Origin of the sequence: Rhizobium sp. AN5 (assembly GCF_900215255.1) — a bacterium.
Classification (GTDB): Bacteria; Pseudomonadota; Alphaproteobacteria; order Rhizobiales; family Rhizobiaceae; genus Agrobacterium; species Agrobacterium tumefaciens.
The window spans coordinates 342,931-361,265 of sequence record NZ_OCMJ01000002.1 but is presented as its reverse complement, the minus strand read 5'-3'; the positions used below and the strand labels follow the sequence as shown (position 1 = coordinate 361,265).

Annotated in this window: 9 protein-coding genes; 3 read left to right on the top strand and 6 right to left on the bottom strand. The window is 53.6% G+C overall.

Features of this window, described 5'->3' with window-relative positions; all coding sequences use genetic code 11:
• Positions 1-92: 92 nt before the first annotated feature.
• Positions 93-746, top strand: a complete 654-nt coding sequence (locus CRP02_RS02610; protein ID WP_097170140.1) for a hypothetical protein — start codon at positions 93-95, stop codon at positions 744-746.
• On the opposite strand, the gene CRP02_RS02605 is transcribed toward CRP02_RS02610, so the two are convergent.
• From CRP02_RS02605 to CRP02_RS02570, 5 genes are all read right to left on the bottom strand, one after another.
• Entirely contained in the window at positions 692-2,161 is a 1,470-nt protein-coding gene (locus tag CRP02_RS02605) for an HlyD family type I secretion periplasmic adaptor subunit (protein WP_097170139.1), read from the bottom strand. The two genes, CRP02_RS02610 and CRP02_RS02605, sit on opposite strands and share 55 nt — an antisense overlap.
• Complete coding sequence (locus tag CRP02_RS02600) at positions 2,158-4,314, bottom strand: type I secretion system permease/ATPase (RefSeq protein ID WP_097170138.1); 2,157 nt, start codon at positions 4,312-4,314, stop codon at positions 2,158-2,160. Before CRP02_RS02600 ends, CRP02_RS02605 begins: the two co-directional genes overlap by 4 nt.
• 71 nt (positions 4,315-4,385) lie before the next feature.
• Entirely contained in the window at positions 4,386-12,128 is a 7,743-nt protein-coding gene (locus CRP02_RS02595; RefSeq protein ID WP_143539304.1) for an adhesin, read from the bottom strand.
• Positions 12,129-12,671 carry a hypothetical protein gene (locus tag CRP02_RS02580; RefSeq protein WP_097170274.1) on the bottom strand — a complete coding sequence of 181 codons (543 nt, stop codon included), beginning with the start codon at positions 12,669-12,671 and terminating at the stop codon, positions 12,129-12,131.
• Between the two features lie 898 nt (positions 12,672-13,569).
• Positions 13,570-14,082 carry a GNAT family N-acetyltransferase gene (locus CRP02_RS02570; protein WP_003517283.1) on the bottom strand — a complete coding sequence of 171 codons (513 nt, stop codon included), beginning with the start codon at positions 14,080-14,082 and terminating at the stop codon, positions 13,570-13,572.
• A 197-nt stretch (positions 14,083-14,279) separates the two neighbouring features.
• On the opposite strand from CRP02_RS02570, the gene CRP02_RS02565 reads away from it, so the two are divergent.
• A complete protein-coding gene (locus CRP02_RS02565) occupies positions 14,280-14,912 on the top strand; it encodes a hypothetical protein (protein WP_097170134.1) in 633 nt (210 codons plus the stop codon).
• A gap of 81 nt (positions 14,913-14,993) precedes the next feature.
• Here the strand turns inward: CRP02_RS02565 and CRP02_RS02560 are convergent, their stop codons facing one another.
• A complete protein-coding gene (locus CRP02_RS02560) occupies positions 14,994-15,908 on the bottom strand; it encodes a hypothetical protein (RefSeq protein WP_097170133.1) in 915 nt (304 codons plus the stop codon).
• Between the two features lie 367 nt (positions 15,909-16,275).
• Here CRP02_RS02560 and CRP02_RS02555 point away from each other — a divergent pair, with 367 nt between their 5' ends.
• Entirely contained in the window at positions 16,276-17,067 is a 792-nt protein-coding gene (locus tag CRP02_RS02555; RefSeq protein WP_097170132.1) for a hypothetical protein, read from the top strand.
• Positions 17,068-18,335: the final 1,268 nt, after the last annotated feature.

Sequence of the window (18,335 nt, the reverse complement as noted above, 5' to 3'; positions counted from 1 at the left end):
CTTGTCATTTGCGATCTACCGAATCCTTGCATGGACGAAACGGTTACGCGAAATTCACGAAAAGCATATCGGTGAATAAGTAGGATCAAGCGGTGTCATCAGTTCTGGAGTTTGTCGTTTTCCCATTGATCGTGGGCGCATTTTCGTTTCCTCTCCTGCCGCGTTTGTTGGAGGAATTTACCCGTGAACGTGACAAATGGATTTCACCCAAATTTGAGGAATTGCGAAGTCTGATTTCCGACGAGAACGTTCCCGCGCCTTTGCGCGACTTGTCGAAGAATCGATACATTGCCGAGGCATTCTTCATTCTTACGGGTATTAAGCCTAAAAACGCGAATGAATTGGAAGCTCTGATCGAGTTCGAGCGCGCGATCGAAAGCGAGTTTAGCTGGAGGACGCTGAGAACTATCTATCCCATGCATCTTTTGCCGTCGAATGGAAATCTGTGGGTCAGGATTACTGCGGGTCAGACGTTGGGCCACCGCATGCTGTATCTGGTTGCAATCATGACCACAGTCAGTAGTGGCGCGACTTTGTATTCAGTTATTGACAAGGGATCAGTGTTTGGCATTGCTATGGCGATTATCGCCCCGATACAGATTGGAATATTGCTTGGTCTTCAATATCTGGATACCCCCTATAGAAATGCGAAGTCCGTCCAGAAGTATATAAAGGCCAAGTCGTCTGGCGCTCAGCGCTCCTGCATTGCCTCAGACGCCACTTGGGCGACCGGTGACCAGAAATAGTCAATGATCCTGCGGGTACCGGTTTTGATTTCGACTGAGACGGCCATGCCAGGGGAAAGCGGGCGCATCACCCCGTCAACGTTTATCTCTGTCGTATCGAGAGCAATCGTCGCGGGGTAAACAAGGTTTTGCAGGCGCTGCACATTCCCGCCCGGCACAACACTCCTGAACTGCGGAGCGGCCTGTTCCTCCATGGCCTGAGCGTCGGGATTGGGTATGGCGTCTCGCGCCACCGTTTTCACCGTCCCCGTGAGAACGCCATAACGGGTGAATGGAAACGTTTCGACCTTGATGACCGCCGGTTGGCCGGGTCTTACGAAACCCACATCCTGGTTTGCAAAAAACACCTCGATTTCCAGAGGCAGATTGGCGGGGATGATGCGCATGATTTCGGTTTCCGCCGACACGACCTGTCCGGTCGTCGTGATCGACGAGGCCTGAATGACACCGTCGGACGGAGCGTAAATAGCGGTGGCAGCAAGTCGTTTTTCGGCCTTCACCAGTTCCTGCTGCGCTTCGTCCATCTGCCGGGCGAGATCACCTGTTTTCTGGATATTGTCGGCAACGAATGTCGACAGGACCTTGTTCTTCTCGCTTTCTGCGACGGCGAGGCTTGCGTGAGCTTCGACCAGCTGTCCCGCATAGGTCGACAGGGTTGCCTCTTCCTCCCGTAAAACCTGCGTGGCATCGAGGACATCCGATTTCCTGCCGGCGGCGCGTTCGAGAAGGCCCGATCGCATCGAGACGCGCTCTGTCAGCGTGGTGATCAGGTTGGCTTGCGCGCGCGACATGGATTGAAGCCGGTCTATTGATGCTGACTGCAATTGCGTCTGGGCGGCCAGATTTCTCATCGTCTCCTTGAGCTGAAGAAGGTTTGCCCTCAGGATTGCCGTTTCGCGCAAGCGAATGGTTGGCTGTGTATTCGCTGCAAAATCAGGGACTATATCGACGGTGATATCAGGACCTGTTCTCCAGTCGTGGTTTTCGACGGTGGCCAGTTCCGTCATCCGTCGCACATGTTCAGCCTGCAAGGCCTCGATCGTCGTGCGCAAACGCGCGTCTTCCGCTTTGAGTTCGATGTCATCGAGTTTCACAAGAAGATCGCCTGCCTTGACCTCTGTGCCGTTGGCAAAAGGAGCGGAAACCACACGCCCGGAGATCGTCGACTGAACGACCTTGACCCGACCCGAGGGCTGGACCTTTCCCTGTGCTGTCGCAACCACATCGATCCTGCCGATAAAGCTCCAGATCAGTGCCGTGGCCGCGACGATGCAGACGAACCAGATAAGAGCATAGCGGATCGGTGAGGCGGGCTTTTCGATAATTTCGAGGGCGGCAGGGAGAAAGTCGCTGTAGTCAGCACTGACCTTTGTGTTCGTTGCCCCGGTCGGTACAGGTCGCGTTTTTCCTCTCATTGGCTCGACCCCATCTGCAAGTCCCATAGATGCTTGTAGAGGCCGCCGTCGCGGGCCAGCAGATCTTCGTGGCTGCCTTCTTCAACGATCCTGCCGTCGGCCATGCCGATAATACGGTTACAGCTCCGGATGGTCGCGAGCCGGTGGGCGATGATCAATACCGTGCGGCCTTGCACAATGTGACGCATGTTTGCGAGGATCAGTCTCTCACTCTCGTAGTCGAGCGCGCTGGTTGCTTCATCAAGAATAAGAATGGGCGGATTGACCGACAACGCACGGGCGATCGCCAGTCGTTGCCGCTGACCGCCAGAAAGATTTGCACCGCGCTCTTCGATGACGGTGTCGTAGCCCTTCGGCAGCTTGGCAACGAATTCGTCGGCGCCTGACAGCCGGGCGAGATTGATGACGGCCGCGCGCGACATGGCAGGATTGGCAATGCTGATGTTCTCGTGGATCGTGCGGTTGAACAGCATGTTTTCCTGAAGCACGACACCGATATTCGAACGCAGCCAGGCCGGATTGACATGGGCGATGTCCTGTCCATCGACCATGACCTGACCGCTGGAAGGGAGATAAAACCGCTGCAGAAGTTTGGTCAGTGTCGACTTTCCCGACCCGGAGGGACCGACGATGCCGATCACTTCGCCCGGGCGTACGGACAGAGAAATGTTCTTGAGGATTTCCGGACCATCGCTGGAATACCGGAAGTTGACGCCCTTGAAAGCGATCGTGCCCTTCGGCGGCGGCAGGCTGACGGGGATCGACGGCTTGGGCTCCTCCGGTGCATTCAAGACGTCCGACAGTCGCTCAACAGAGACCTGTACCTGCTGAAAATCCTGCCATAGCTGCGACAGGCGCAAAACCGGCTGAAATACCTGACCGGCGATCATGTTGAAGGCGACGAGCCCGCCGACAGTCAGTTCATTGTCGATGACGGCCTGTGCGCCAAAAAGGAGGAGGGCGGCCGAGGTGATCTTGTTGACATACTGGATGGCCGTTTGGCCCTTTGCCGCGAGCATGGTGGCCGCAAAGGACGATTGAACATAGGCCGCGAGGCGCTCCTCCCACTGGGCGGCAACGACAGGTTCGACGGCTGATGCCTTGAGAGTCTGCATGCCGATAACGGATTCCACGAGCAATTGTTGACTGAGAGCGCCCCGGTCGAATTTTTCGTCGATGCGATGTTTGAGCGAAGGGCGGATCAGAAATCCGATAAGCACGAGAAAGGGGATGGAAGCGACGACGATCCAGGCGAGCACTGTGGAATAGGCAAACAGCACCGCGATGAACACGAACGTGAAGATGAGGTCGAGGACAGAAAACAGCGCCTGCCCGGTCAGGAAATTGCGGATGGTTTCGAGTTCGCGCACACGCGCAACCGTCTGGCCGGCGGCGCGGGTTTCGAAATAGTTCAGTGGAAGGTTCAGCAGGTGACGCACGAGCCGGCGCCCGAGCTCCACGTCGATCCGGTTGGTGGTATGGGTCAGCGCGTAGGTACGCAGATACTGAAGCACGACATCGAACAGGCCAATCGCGGCAAGTCCGATAATCAGGACCGTCAATGTCGAGTAGCTACGGTGGGCAAGTACTTTGTCGACCACCACCTGAAAAAACAGCGGCGAGACGAGGGCAAAGAGCTGCAGGAAAAGTGACGCGAGAAAGACATGGGCGAGGGCGCTTCGGTAACGCCACAGCGATGGGAGAAACCACGCGAATCCAAAGCGGCGCTGGAAGGCCGAAACGTCCGAAAATCCCCGCTGGAGCAGGATGAAGTTTCCCGACGTCAGCGACAGCAGTTCCTCGAGGGGCACGCTCCGGCTGATAAAGCTGACGGGATCGACCAGTCGGTAGCTGTTTTCTTCCGATTTGCCCGCAAAAACAGCAAACCCGCCGTCGCCCAGGACGGCGATGCATGGCGTCGGGATAACCTTTCCGCTGGAAAACCGCTCTTCTCGAACGGGTTTTGCCTTCAGGCCCACACGTTTGGCTGCCCGCAAAATATCGTCGCGGGTTGCTTCTTTGGTGAGTGCCAGTTCCCGTGACAGGTCCGCCGGATTGCAGGAAATCCTGAAGAATGCTGCGACGGCGGCGAGCGACGCCAGTCCGGCGTCGGCATTCGTCGTGGAGGAGGGGTTCAGTAAACCTGTATCCATATCTCAGATCAGTTGGTAAGCGGATTTGCAGGCACCTGCAAATCCGCGTGAGGTAAAAATGGAAAGGTTTATCAGGCCGGCGAAGACGGCTGGTATGCCAGCCTGACGTCGCCGACGAGACGGGTTTGACCATCGACCTTTTCGAGGAAGCTGGTTCCCGTTATGGCTGAGCCATCAGCGAAGTTCTGAGCGCCATCGGCGGTCGGTATCAAGTTGATATATTTGATGCCGAGCTGATCGAGTGTCGAAAGCTCACCAGCCTCGCTGACGCCATTCTGGTTGATGTCCTGCCAGACACGGAACTCGCTCCAGCGAGCATCCTCGGCACTGAGCAAACCGTCATGGTTCGTATCGAAGACGAGCCGTACGGCCTCCAGATCAGAATCCGTGGAACCTTGTTCCTCCGTGGGCCAGAGGGTGAAGGCGAGTTCTTTTGCCTGATTGATCACGCCATCGGGACCAGCCGATCCATCCGTACCGAGATCAATTGCGAGGAAACCATCCTGTTGGCCGGCCCAGGCAGTTGGGTCGGCCAGGCCGTCTCCGTCCCAATCAAAGAGTGGAGTATTTGAACCTTCGTCAGAACTGCCGAGGTTTATTGGACGTAAATCGATGTGTCCGTCATTGTTGATATCTATAATGACAGGGCCTCTGTCCCTCATCGGAGGTTCGTAGGATTCTACGTATCGCCCATTTTGGTCATATGTCGTCCATCTCATTCCCCCATTCCCGGGCGCATACATAGTATAATAACCATTGTCCCAATTTGTTCTGCTGTAATTGAATGCGCCGTAGCGGTATCTATAAGTTTCTTGAGAAGTCCAATTGTATTGACCGTATGTATCGACGATAGTTTCTTTTGTGGTTTCGTTGTCATTAAACTGCATTTGGCTAAGGAATCGACCGCCACTATCAAATTTTTGCTCGATACGGCTCCACTCCTGGCTTCCCGCAACGTCGTAAAGGGTACTATCTTGTGTTCCATTGTCGTGGACCAAGGTTAGCACCGTCCTCCGACCAGCAGCATCGAAGGCCTGCTCATGCCGCCACCAAGATTGGGCATTGTTGACGTCAAAATCAATCGCGAACGAACTGCCATCGTCGTTTTGCTGATTGGCGTAATAATTCCGCCCCGCATTGTCAAAAACATTGGTGTATCGTTGCCAGGGCTGGGCGTTTAGTGGGTCGTATGTGTACTCCCAACGGTAGCCATTATCACCATACTCCACCTGAAACAGCAGACGTCCCGCAGCATCGAACGATTGTCCGATCTTCGACCAGGACTGGGAATTCGAAGCATCTATTGTCGTGACGTAAGTAGAACCGTCATCATTGAGCTGATGCGCATAATAATGACGTCCAGCACTGTCGAACTCGTTTATGTAGCGTGACCACGTTTGCGTGTTGGAGACATCGAACGTGTATTCGGCCTTCGTTCCGTTATCATAAAAATTGATCTGCGTGAGCAATCTACCTTGGGCGTCGAACGTTTGGTGGACCTCGCGCCATACCTCAGTATTCCGAGTGTCGAAATCGATCAGGCTCGTCCTGACACCAGATGCATCGAGGTACTCAGCCTTTATCTTTGCACCGGTTTCGGCGACGAAGGTGATGACGATCGACGTACCATTGTCGAGAAACTGCTTTTCGGTCGTCTTTTGACCTGCTGCATTATAGGTCTGCTCGATCCGTGCCCAATCCTTGCTGTTTAAAGGATCGTACAAAGTTGCTGATATAAGTAGGCCGGAAGAAGAGATATTGGTGACACTTATAACGTTGCCACTGGCTGCGTCGAACGCAGTCGTGCGCGAATTGCCATTGAAGGCAATTGCGGTCTCTTGCGTTTTACGGCCCGCGCCGTCGAAGCTCGTGCGGAAAATGAGAGTTCCAACGGAGTTGGTCGTGTCCACGACCGAGCCCGATACGGCGCCGTTTGCTTCCAGCGTTTCCTTTTTCAATATGACTGAACCATCTTCCCGAAGGGAGGATGTGTGCCGTTCATCGATGTCACCATCGTTGTCGATATCTTTGTTCAAAATCGAAGTTTGGCCGTCTGCGCTGGTGAAGAGCATGCCTTTAGCCAAAATAGTGCCTGTTGTTCCTTTTTCGAGAATTTGAGCTGCCACAGAGCCGTCTATCTGTCGTGTGGAAATTATGACAGTTTCGAAAACACCGTCGCCGCTATAATCGTAGCGCGTAGTAGTTTCGCTGCCGTCGAAAGAGCTTTCGCTTTCGACGGTATAGGCGACGGCATTTTTCCAGGTGATCCCTCCGGAAGGCAGATATTTTGTGTCGCGGGCAATCGTATTGTTCGTGACGGTTGAGCGCGTCTGACCAGTAATCAGTGTTTCTACACGTTCGATCTGATCAAACGTGCCGTCGCCGTTTAGGTCTTTCGAAATAGTCCGATATCTCCCGTCGGCACTCGTATGATCAGTCGAACCGGATTTTGTCGATCCTGTAGCGGCGTTCACATCGATCCGCTTTACAAGACGGCTACCGTCCGCGTTCAGGGTTCTTGTTTCGGTGCGCTTCTGATCAATGATACCGTCGCCGTCGAGGTCCCACGTCGTGGATGACGAGAGGCCGTCCGCTGCTGTTACCGATACAATACGCTGGAGAACGGCGCCATTTGTTGCGACGTTCGTGGTCGTTGACGTGCGCTCGCCCCACCATGCCAGCACCTCGCTGCGGCTTTGGTCAACAATACCATCGCCATCGACATCAATGGTGGTGTCGTTTCGATATTTGTCGGCGCTTGTTACCGAGCTAACCTTGCTCAGTAGCTGCCCGGCATTCCCGAACCGAGCGATCTGCTCAACGGTTGATCCGTCAGCTCTTGTAAGCGCGCTTGTGCGGGTTATGCGATCCGACAGGCCTGTGCGTTGCTCCAGTGTTTCGCTGGTCAGTCCATTAGCGGAGGTCGTGGTTGTCACAGCAGACAACAAGGAGCCATCTGATTTAGTGCTTCGGATCTCGCGTTTAACGGAGCCGTTTACATTGTATGTAGTGGCGTCCGTTGAGAGTTGCGTGAACACTCCGGTGCCTGTGAGGTCCCATTTTGCCGTAACGGAAAGACCATTGGCACTTGTTGTTGTGACACGCCGGCTATCAAGCACCCCTGCTGCATAGGTGCTGTTTGTTCTGGACCTGCTGCCATCTCCACTCAGGCTTGTTTCGTCCGTGAAAGAGTAGTCCGTCGATCCATTCGCTCCGAGATCATAGTTCTTTTGTAGAAACAATCCATTTGCAGTCTCGAAAGTTGTCTGTCGATCGGACAGAAGCATCCCGCTCCCGCCTCGGCTATAAATCTGTGTGGTAGTTACCTTCTTTCCGTCGGCTTCAATGGTAGTCGTATGATCAAATTTTCGGTCAAATACGCCGTCACCATCAAAATCATATTCGACAGTCTCGCGCGTCCCATCCAATTGCTCGGTTGTTTTTTTAATCCCGGTGGTACCACCATTGGCGGCAAAATCCCTGTACACATACTCGACCGCACCGTCGGTTCTCAGGGTCCGCGTCAAGTCTTGGTCGATGTTTCCGTCGCCATTGAGGTCACGCGAGATTGTCGAGGTAATCCCGTGCACGCTTTCCGATCTGGTCTCGCGGCTTGCCAATGAGCCATCAGACCTGGTCACGCTGATGGTTTCGGTGGAGGTTCCGTTGGCGCTGAGGACTTTGACCTCATTTTGCGTTTTTATCAGCGATGAGCCGTCGTACCATGAGACACGCTTCGTCAAGCCGTCTCTGCTGTAGAAGGTGGTCTGTTTTGCAAGGGTTCCGTCTGCGACCGTGGTTTTCGAGAGGGTCTCTGTCCGGCTACCATCTGGTGCAATTGTCGTGACACGCGATCCGCTTGCATCTACAACACCATCACCATCAAAATCCGTGCGCCATTGGGTCGAAAGCCCGTTTGCAGACGCTTCAGAGATGTGTCTGCTGGCGACTGAGCCTGCCGGAGATAGCCTCTCTGTTGTCTGGATTTCAACTTCACTCGCGTCACGAGAGGTTATTATACGACGATCGACAACGCCGTCACCGTCAGTGTCAGATTCCAGGTGGCTACTCATTTTATCGGCGCTGACAGTCATCGCCGTCTTTGAGATCAAGCTGCCGTTACCGCTCTTTGCAGTGATCTCTTCCGAGACCGAACCATTGGCATTGATTGCCTGAACAGACGCAAGAACCCGATCAAAGTGGCCATCCCCGTCGAAGTCGCGAGATGTGACTGTGCTTAGAGCATTGCCGCTCGTGACGGATTTTTCCTGCGCTACGAACGTGCTTCCTTGATAAGAGGAAACAGTTTTGGCAATCGAACCGTTTTGCTCATGAACTGTTGACTGCACGGATCTGGCGTCTGATATGCCGTCGCCGTTGACGTCCTGCTCCGAAACGACGGTCAACCCATTGCCGCTGGTCATGACCGAAGAGCTCTGAATTGTGGTACCACTTGCGCTTTTTACACGAGTTATTTCCTTTCGGCTTCCATCGTCATTGATGACCATGTCGACAGCCGTTGAGTAATCCGTCGCACCGTCTCCATTCGTGTCGATTTCAACGGTTGTGCTGAGACCGTTCGCACTCACTGATGTTCTGGAAGAACGATACATCGCACCGCTTCCGGTGAAGTGCTTTTCGTCGATGATGACCCGTCCGTCGACAAGTGTGGTTTCTGCTGTGCGTTTATCGATGACGCCGTCGCCGTTGGAATCGGTAGCGGCGATTGTGGTCAACCGGTCAACTGAAATATCGACTGTAGTACGTCCAAGAAGCGTGGAGTCACCGCTCCGGACCGTGACCGTCTTTGTCCGGCTTGCGTCATCGTTAAAGACGACAACCTCAGAAGTTTGCCGATCTATTGAGCCGTCGCCGTTCAGATCTTCGGAAACCGTACGGTTTGTTGCGTCAGCGTTGGTTGTTGACGTGATCTGCGAGATCAGGCTGCCGTCGCGTGACAGTACGCGTTGCGATGTCGTCGCTGAACCATCCGCAAACACAGACTTCGTCGTTGAGACTTCGCTGTCGGTTAAGCCGTCGCCATCAATGTCTGTTGATACGGTACTGGAGGAACCATCTGCCGAAGTAGCTGTCGTGGAACGCGAAATCAGGGAGCCGTTGGCGCTAAATCGACTCTCGGTCTTGCTCGTGACGCCGTCACCACCGATCGTGGTGACGATCTTGGTATCAACCGCTCCATCCCCGTTAATATCGAGGTTTTCGGTAATGATCTTCCGATCGGCTGAGGTGGACACGACGCGTCGCGATAGGAGGTCACCGTTACCACTTGTGACCGTCTCCGTTTGCGTTCTTCCGCCCACAGCGTCAATGATCGTGATGTCGGAACTGGAGACGTCAATGGATCCATTGCCGTCAATATCTCGCGTCAGATATTTCGACTTACCGTCCAGCGCGGTGCGTAATATCGTTTTGCCAAGAAGTGTGCCGTCAGCGCCATAGGAGGCCGACTCGGCTGTAACCTCGCCCGTTGGGGTGACTGTGGTGATTTCCCGCGAGCGGAGATCGGTTGAACCATCGCCATCTAGGTCCCGCGTTGTCGTTTTTTCAGTGCCGGTAGAGGTTGTCGTCGTTGAAACTGTGGTGCTCGTGAGAGCGGCGCCGTCTCTCGCCAACTCCTTAACCGTTCGGGTCCTGGCACCGCCACTCCCAACAGTCGTGGTTTCAGCCTCGAACACGTCGGCGACGCCATCACCCGTGACGTCAGTCGATGTGGATTTACTTAGCCCGTCCGCCGCCGCTGTTGCGACGACGGTCTTGAGCACTGAACCATCCCGGCTAAGATGCTGGATTGAAGTTCGCGTGGACCCGTCCCATAGCTTCTCGAAAACCTGATACTGATCAACGAGGCCGGTGCCATACAGATCGAGCAGCGTCGTTACCAGTTTTTGGTCAGCGGACGTCTCAGTCTTTGTGCTATTGGCTATGGAGTTGTCGGCGTTGAAGTTCACCACGATTTCAACGAAGCTTCCATCTTCGACGATATAAGACATTTTGGTCTGGCGCCGATCATAAACACCGTCGCCATCATCATCGAAGTTTGTTGTGACCGTTGATCCGTCAGCAGATTTCGTAACCAGGTTACGAAACGCCATGCGCCCGTCGTTTGCGTAGCCGACAATCAATTCGCTGAGAGAGCCATCAGCGTTAGTTGTAACGCTACGATCAATTTTGTACGATTCCTGCTCGCTTGCGAGGATCGCGTCGCTGGCTGTGGCTGTCGTGCCATCGGTCCGGGTGTAGGTTGTTGAGCCCGTAATGGCGGAGCCGTCTGCGAACGTTCGACCGCTGCCCGTAGGGGTGAGATCGATCGAGGCAATGCCCAGGCTATCTAATGTGACCAGTTCGCCATTAACTTCGACCCGGAACTCTGCCCATCTGGCATCGCCGGCATCCAGTTTGCCATTCCCATTCGTGTCAAAAACATTTTTGAGCGCCTCGAAGTCCGTTCGAGCCGTCGGATCCCACTCTGTGAATGCAAACTCACTGGAACGAGTAATTTTACCATCTCCGTCGGCGTCGATGACGAGCACGCCTGTATTGCGTCGTGCCCACGCCATTCGAGTTGCAAAACCATCTCCCGCGAGTTCCACAAACTTCGATGACGATGAAAGAGCATCTACGGAGATGCCGTCGCCTGAAAGGTCAAGCAGTACGGGCGAAATATATCCCCCCGAAGAACTATTGTTGCCTTTGGAGGAGCCTCCATTATTTTGACCCTTCCCACCGGAACTGCCGCCCCCTTTGCCGCCTGAATTCCCTGTCCCTTTGCCGCCGGCTCCACTGCCGCCCCAACCTGCTCCACGGCCGCGATCACCTTCGTCCGCGTTGTTCCAACCGTCAAACTGACCACCGGGTCTTGAGCCCGGGGTAGGGCCATTCATCGGCGTACTGTTATAACTTTGGCGTCCTCCGCCGCCGCTAGAACTTTGGCGTCCTCCGCCGATGCCACTGCTCGAGGTTCTTCCACCGCCGCTCGATCCTGACCAGGAGCTCGGACCGTCGTTACCAGAATTCCAGCTTCCCTGATTATCTTCAAATCCCCCAAAACGATCAGCTGACCAATATCCTTCGTAGGAACCTCCGTAGGAATATGTTGGAGAGTTTTCAGGTACCGCCGGACCAATCGGGGTCAAGCTCGTTAGTGGCGCAAGGGGTGTCGCACCTAGTGTGGTTGTAGTGCTAGGTGTCACAGATTCTGCTGCGGGGGCGGAAAGCGTCGGCGGGGCCGGAGGTACGGTCCCAAACCACGCATTGGTTTCGGATTCTACATCAAGCCAATTGGTTTCTTGCCCCCGCTCAACAGGTCCCCAGGCTCCAGGCACTCTCGCCGACGACATGTTATTGAATGAAAAATTGGGATGAGTTTCAGAGTCTAATTGTTCTAATATTTCGTCTAGAACCCAGCCTGAGATGAATCCTACCGCTGCACCTGCGACCCCGCCAGCTGCCACGCCCCAGCTTGTTCCAAATCTTGCGGTAGCTCTTACTACGGTACTAAATGTCATTCCGCCAAGGTAGGCCGACGCGTAGGCAAGCAATGTCTCTTTCAAAGCTCCCTGGACAGCTCCCTGGACACCATCTTCTTTGTAACCAGACAATACTCCGTAGGTGCCTGCCGCAAAGAGATTCAGCGGGCCCCAAAAACCATCAATTTTCCCATATGCGGTTAATGCATCTTGACGCGTGCCGAGCCAACCGAGAGCTAAGGACTTGAGGCCATCTGTAATGGGAGATATTCTCTTGGAGTAGAGATCCCAGCCATTTTCCGATTTCGTTTTCGGTGTTTCGGCCATTTAAATACCTCGTGGATAAAAGGAGAATTTCAGCCAGCTTACGAACTTCACGACCGGGTCTGTGATGCCGAAATAAAAAATTGCTACGAGAAAATTGCTCTTCAGGGAGCTGCTGAATGGGCCATCAAAAAACGTCATTCCGTAGGACCGTGGCCCGTCTCGGAAGGGCAGGAAAAAAGCTATCAGCGCGAACGGTACAACTATCAGATGGACAGTAGTAATTCCCCAGGTAAAGCTATCGTGCGGCTTGGAAAGTTCCACTGAAAAAAGATAGATCATTCGTATAATCATTAATGAACTGATAATGTAATTAGAAAATAAAAAGCCATTCCAGCCGTCGACGCTGCCAAAATGTACTGTTATTTGGCTAATGTAGCGCAAGTTTACTGGCCAAAACATCCAGAACTCCGCTGCATTGAGTTGGTCAACTCCAAACCAAACAAGTGCAGATATCAAGCTCCCGGCAATATAAGCTGTAAAATAGGTGACCATAGATGCCTTGATGAACTTTCTCTCTAACAAGATGATTGAATCTTCCGTCATTGCGTAATCCCTATCGCCGAGTAGCATTCATTGGCGAACTATTTTGGCCTGCTTGAAACTCTAAGTAGCTATAATGTTAAACTGGACGTCTCGCCAAGTGATTGGCTGGCGCGCCGCCCCTCAATGAGGCGAACTCCATGGCGTTTCCGCACAGCTAGTGCGACAGCTTTTTCGTGAGATTTTGAGCGTGGACATTCGTGCGCGAGGGAGTTTCCACTCAAGCGCTCCAAACTCTATGGTGTAACATGTTCCTAGCTTACTTGAGTTCGCAATCGAACATCGACGAGAGAAAGGCGACTGCCTGGAACATGCGACCCGCTGGGAATATTGTGCTGATCCATTTCGCCCCCGAAAACCAACCACGGGTTAATCGATATCATTACGCATGATTTCGTCAACTGAAAATTGAATTGCAGTCCCCAAAAAACCCGGCTTTAGTTGAGAATGCAACCCAAAAAGCTTCTGTCAAACTGGACCGGTGGTTGCCGAACATCGATGGACGAGCGAAAGCCTCCTATATCCTCCGAGAAATCTCGCAATCCTCGCATAAAACTCCCACAGGCTCGCCGCCGTAATCCGACAGCAAATAAACTCCTTTACCAGGCATCTCGATCAGCGTCTGGCTTCCATCCTCTCGTAAATCCTGTGCCCATCGCAGCCGTTGCCATAGCGAGTTGCGTCCTCAGATGCAGAATGTCATCCATGAGCGTCTCAATGGCTGCGCGACTATCTCCGTCATGCCATGCAATGATGTGGTCCACCGGATCGGCTTCCGGCTTTTGGAATTCTGGGCGGACGTGACTATCCTCGATCTGCTTATTTTTGCTGATGGAGGCCGCATTCGTAAGGTTTGTTCTTATTATGTTCCCACTCTGGATCGAGTCTCGGCCCGTAGTGGTCATTGAGCTTGGCTAATATACAGGTATCGATTTACGATGCGCCCGCTGCTCTGGAGCCGTTTTTGGTAGACCTCCATTCGGTCATGGACTTTTTCCGCGACTTTCTGCGACGGTATATTTTCGGGGCTTATTATGCTGACCACCCTGCCCAGGCCAAGGGTGTTCAGCGCATGGCCCCGACAAGCTGTCGCAGCCTCAGTAGCAAAGCCGTTCCCCCAGAAGCCACGCCAAAGATGATACCCAATTTCCGGTTCGGTGCCTTCAGGGGTCTCTTGGAGAGTAATCCCACAGTCGCCGATGACCTGTCCAGAAGAAGGGTCAACTACTGCCCAAAGGCCGAAGCCGTGCTTGAGGTAGCTGTCGAATGAAAGCTCCTGAAACCAAGTCCGGATTTCCGATGACGACTTGGTGCTTGGATAGAATTTCATGCATTCATGGTCGGCGTAAATCTTGCTCAACGCGTCTAGGTCTTGTTTTTCGACTTCCCTGAGAAGCAGTCGGTTAGTCCTCATAATAGTTGACACGCAAACCTCTCATCTCGCCCGTCGGCCACTGTTGAGAGTATACAGTCGATGCGGCAGATGAAAGGCTTTCGACCGCTTTTGGCGCAGAGCCGTCGTCTGCTCGTATAGGCTATCGGCCCATTGCAGGCATAGTTACATTTGATAGGATCGCCCGAACATTTTCGTACTAATTCATAAAGCAACCAATGTCGAAATTTAACGAACAAAGAGCGGTCGGCCACAACATCGCGGACTCCGTGGCGTCTGGCGTTGGACTGATGGTCGGTGTTTATTCGATGGATGTTTATGCTGAAGCCGCTGCTTCGCCTAACGGCTGTATAGATATTGACTTTCTTACGGGAAGAACTTCGGGGGGAGCAGTTACTCAAGCCTTCGCGGACGCAATCAAGAAATATCGGGCGGCATTGCCGAAACTCTGTGAGAGTCACGGCATCGAGGTGGCAGACTTTCGCAAGCTGACTGCCCGGTTTTCGGGGCAAGGCGTTCTAAGAGGATTCAGCGTGACCACGGAAGATCACCAAGGTCGATGCTCCACCGACGAATTCTCCGGGAGCCCAGGCAAACGCGTAAAGGTATTGGATGGACTGGATTCGACCGAAATAGTTGACGACCGCTTTTGGCGCAGAGCGGAAGTCACCTGCGGCCGGGCGGTCATTGAGCTTGGCGAATATATAGGTATCGATTTACGATGCTCCGCTGCTCTGGGGCAGGCTTTGGTAGACTTCCATTCGGTATGGAAAACCTCCGAGACCTGCCGGATATCGGGGCTCTGGAGGACGCAGAGTTGGTTAGTCGAAACGACCTTGGTATGGAGATAGCTGGTTCCGCAAATGATGACGAAGATTTGTGATTGCCACCGCGTAGGTTCGATCAGCTTTCGCTGGGTCGATCGCATAAAATCAACCAAATATTGCTTTGGTCGCACGGATATCGGCGGAAAGGAGCATGGTAGCGATCTCTAGCGCGTCGTTGGTTGCCTCCTGGAGTTCGCCGCGACCTTGTCCTTCATGGACGAGCTTACTACGGAGTTGGTAGAGCGCGTCGAAGCGCGTTCCCTCGGCCGCCAGCTCAAGAGTTCGAAACTTCGCCAGGTACGCTTGGCGAACAGATTGGCGCCTCGCGTTGTTTAGTGTTCGGGCCAACGTCTCTCTCAATCCCTCATCGATAGTTAAACCTGCGAGGTGCCTCTCGAGTGCTGTTACGGCGCCGTCATACTGCTCATCGCGCACATCTTGACCGCAGAGGGCTTCGACAGCTGAAATTCGAAGAATGAATTGTGGCTCGACCCGGCCTGCATAAAAGGAGTCATTTAGAAGAGCAGCACAGTGCCTCTGTCGTTCGTTGACACTGCTTGTCAGGTCAGCCCACGTGGACAGATTGCCCTTGAAACTCGCCGGATCAGTCAGAACCTCCGCGCGTGCTTCGAAATTTAGAATCTGAACGCTACCCTCCTCATAAACCATCAATCCGTGGGTCTCGGCTCGCAACTCTTTTCCAGTTGCCTTCCTGACTTTGTCAGAGAGCATTGCGCCGAAGCCTAGCGTAGGCTTGCTGAAGCCGAGGTCCAGCCCCAGCTTATCGACGGCGCCGATCATCATGAGAGCATCCGCCAGGCGCTCTCCTGCCACTCGAGCCTTGGCCTCACTCTCATGTCCCCGGCTGAGCGCGGTCATCCAATAGCCGAACGGATGCGCCTCTCCGTTCATTTCAAAGGAGAGATTCGAAAACGCTGGAAGAGAGAGGCTAATATCGCTGCCCTCCTTCAAGTTCAGGCGGGAGAGGATCTTAAAACGAAGGCGGGCACAAAACGTCATGAAAAAGTGTCCTGTCGTTGTCGCGGTAAGAGCACCACGGCCGGCTACCGATATTGTTGCTGTCGCGCAGGCACTTGAGAACGCGGCTGGCCTGAGAAGCGCGTTCCCGCGGCGTGACCGGCAGTTTCTCCCGCGATGCATGTGCAATCGCCTCGCGAAAGTTTGCGGCCGCCTTAGACAGGTCTTCCATGGACTGTTACCTTTAGGACAGGATCACAGTTGCAATCAAACATCCGCATCTGGCACAGCGGTCGCCAATGGCAGCTTTCAAAGTATGTGTCTTTCCCGATTTTGAGAGACCAGCAACAAAAATCATGGGAAGTCTCTCTGGAGACCACCTTCCATCCGAATACCGCTTGGTGCCTTCATGACTGACCTCGACCTTCCTAAACGCTTCTCGGCAGCTATCTTAACCTCTTCTGAAGCCGATCTCATTAACGATTGCACACTCGGTGGCAAGCTAACTCTCTTCCAGACCGGTCGTCTTTCGAGCAGTTACGCACCCTTCGAGTTCGTTAATGAAAAGGCGAGGATCGTACTCGTCGGAATTACGCCTGGGCGACGTCAGGCAACTGATGCTCTTCTGGCATACCGGCGTAGTATGCAAGCAGGTGACGAAAAAACCGCGCTTGCTGTGGCGAAATCCACTGCCAGTTTTGCAGGCGCTATGCGATCGAACTTGGTGAGAATGTTCGACCATGTTGGTCTCCATTCGATTTTAGAAATTTCATCGTGTTCCGAACTTTTTGAAACGGCCCGTTCCCTGGTTCATAATACGTCGGCATTGCGGAACCCCGTCTTTTGGGATGGGGAAAATTATTCGGGCCAACCCAAAATCAACACGGTTCCAATATTAGAACGTGTCATCCGAACTAGCTTTTTCGGTGAAGTTCGTCAGCTCAGCTCAGCGCTGTGGGTTCCGCTTGGCGCATCTGCCGAGATCGCACTTCAAATGGCAGAAGGGGCAGGGTTATTGGAGAATGGCGCAATCCTGCGAGGCTTTCCGCATGCGAGCGGGGCGAACTCAGAGAGAATTGCGTATTTTCTTGGAACAAAGAAACGCAACGATTTGTCATCCAAGACTAATCCGGACGTGATAGATGCGCGAAAGGCAAGTCTGCGAGCTGCAGTGGATAAACTATCTGGCGCGTCGGCTTGAACTGACTAGCACGCCAAAAGAAGTCTAACTGGATCACATGGATTGGATGTCGTAGATACCCGAACGGCGTCACGCTCGGACGCGCATTAGCGCAAAACCAGACTGAGGTAGAGGAAGCGTTACGCAATCGCGCACGATCAGTCCTCCGGTTCACACATTTTGACTACCTCATGCTGTCGACGAAGTGGCGGTGCGTACAATATCTTAGAAATAGCTACTGGAAGTTTGCAGCACGATTCCCACGCAGTGCAGCTTGGTTTTTTAGACTGATCGCCGGAACGTGGTAACGAGGTCTCCTATTGGCTCAAGGCGATGCCAACTTTTCCCTATTCGGGATCTGGGTAGCAAAGGAACAGAAAGCTAAAGGATTTCCCAGCCTTGATGCCAGTTCGGACGCGTTCAACATTGCTTCAGGTACGCGACTAGGCCCTTCAAACATCGACGTGCTTTACGACGTGAGGCGCCCAAGAGGATCGCGAGATTTCGTCTTCGGTCGGGTTCACCGTCTCATACTCCTCCAACAGCGTCAGGAACGCCCGATGTGGATGCATGACATCCTCGGGCTTGCGGAATCCCCACTCACATTCCTCGCAATGCGCATAGATCATCTGTCGGGTCACGTCCTTCTGTAGACAGAGGCGGCCCTGATTGTCACACTGTGGGCAGGTCCCAACATAATAGATTTTCGCCATCAACAATCGCCGCCTCCGCTATCCCCGCCGGTGTCGTTGCAGCCGCCGGTATGCGGAAGATAGTCGTGGCCGCCAGAGCTACCCGTTATGCCGCTGGCAAGCACTCGCCGCAGCCCCTCTCTCCGCGGCCAGATGAAGATCAACAGCACGAGTAGGACCAATGCGAAGCTTCCGGCTATCATGAATTGCAACAACAATCCCAAATCTCCTCTCTGCTTGATTGTCCTGCTAGAATAGTCCCATCAGTATGAGATGAAACCAGCAAAAGACCTGGAAAGCCGCCGAATTTCACAAACACCCTTCCACATAACCATAGCCGATAGACTCTCCCACACTTAAGTTAATATGGAGGCGGGCATCGATATGCTGGCTAAACGTGTTTCACCGGCGAGCAAAACCTTGATCTGAAACGCGACAGGTTGGCGCGTGCCGGGTGCTAGAAGATCTACGACAATGTCTGCTCGGCGTGCGCGCCGAAACGCTTTGCCCAGGGAAGGCGCTTGAGATCGTTTGGGCAGGCGACGCGCTTTTAGTAAGGAAACTCCCTCGCATCGACCGCTCGCTAGTAGTTGGCAT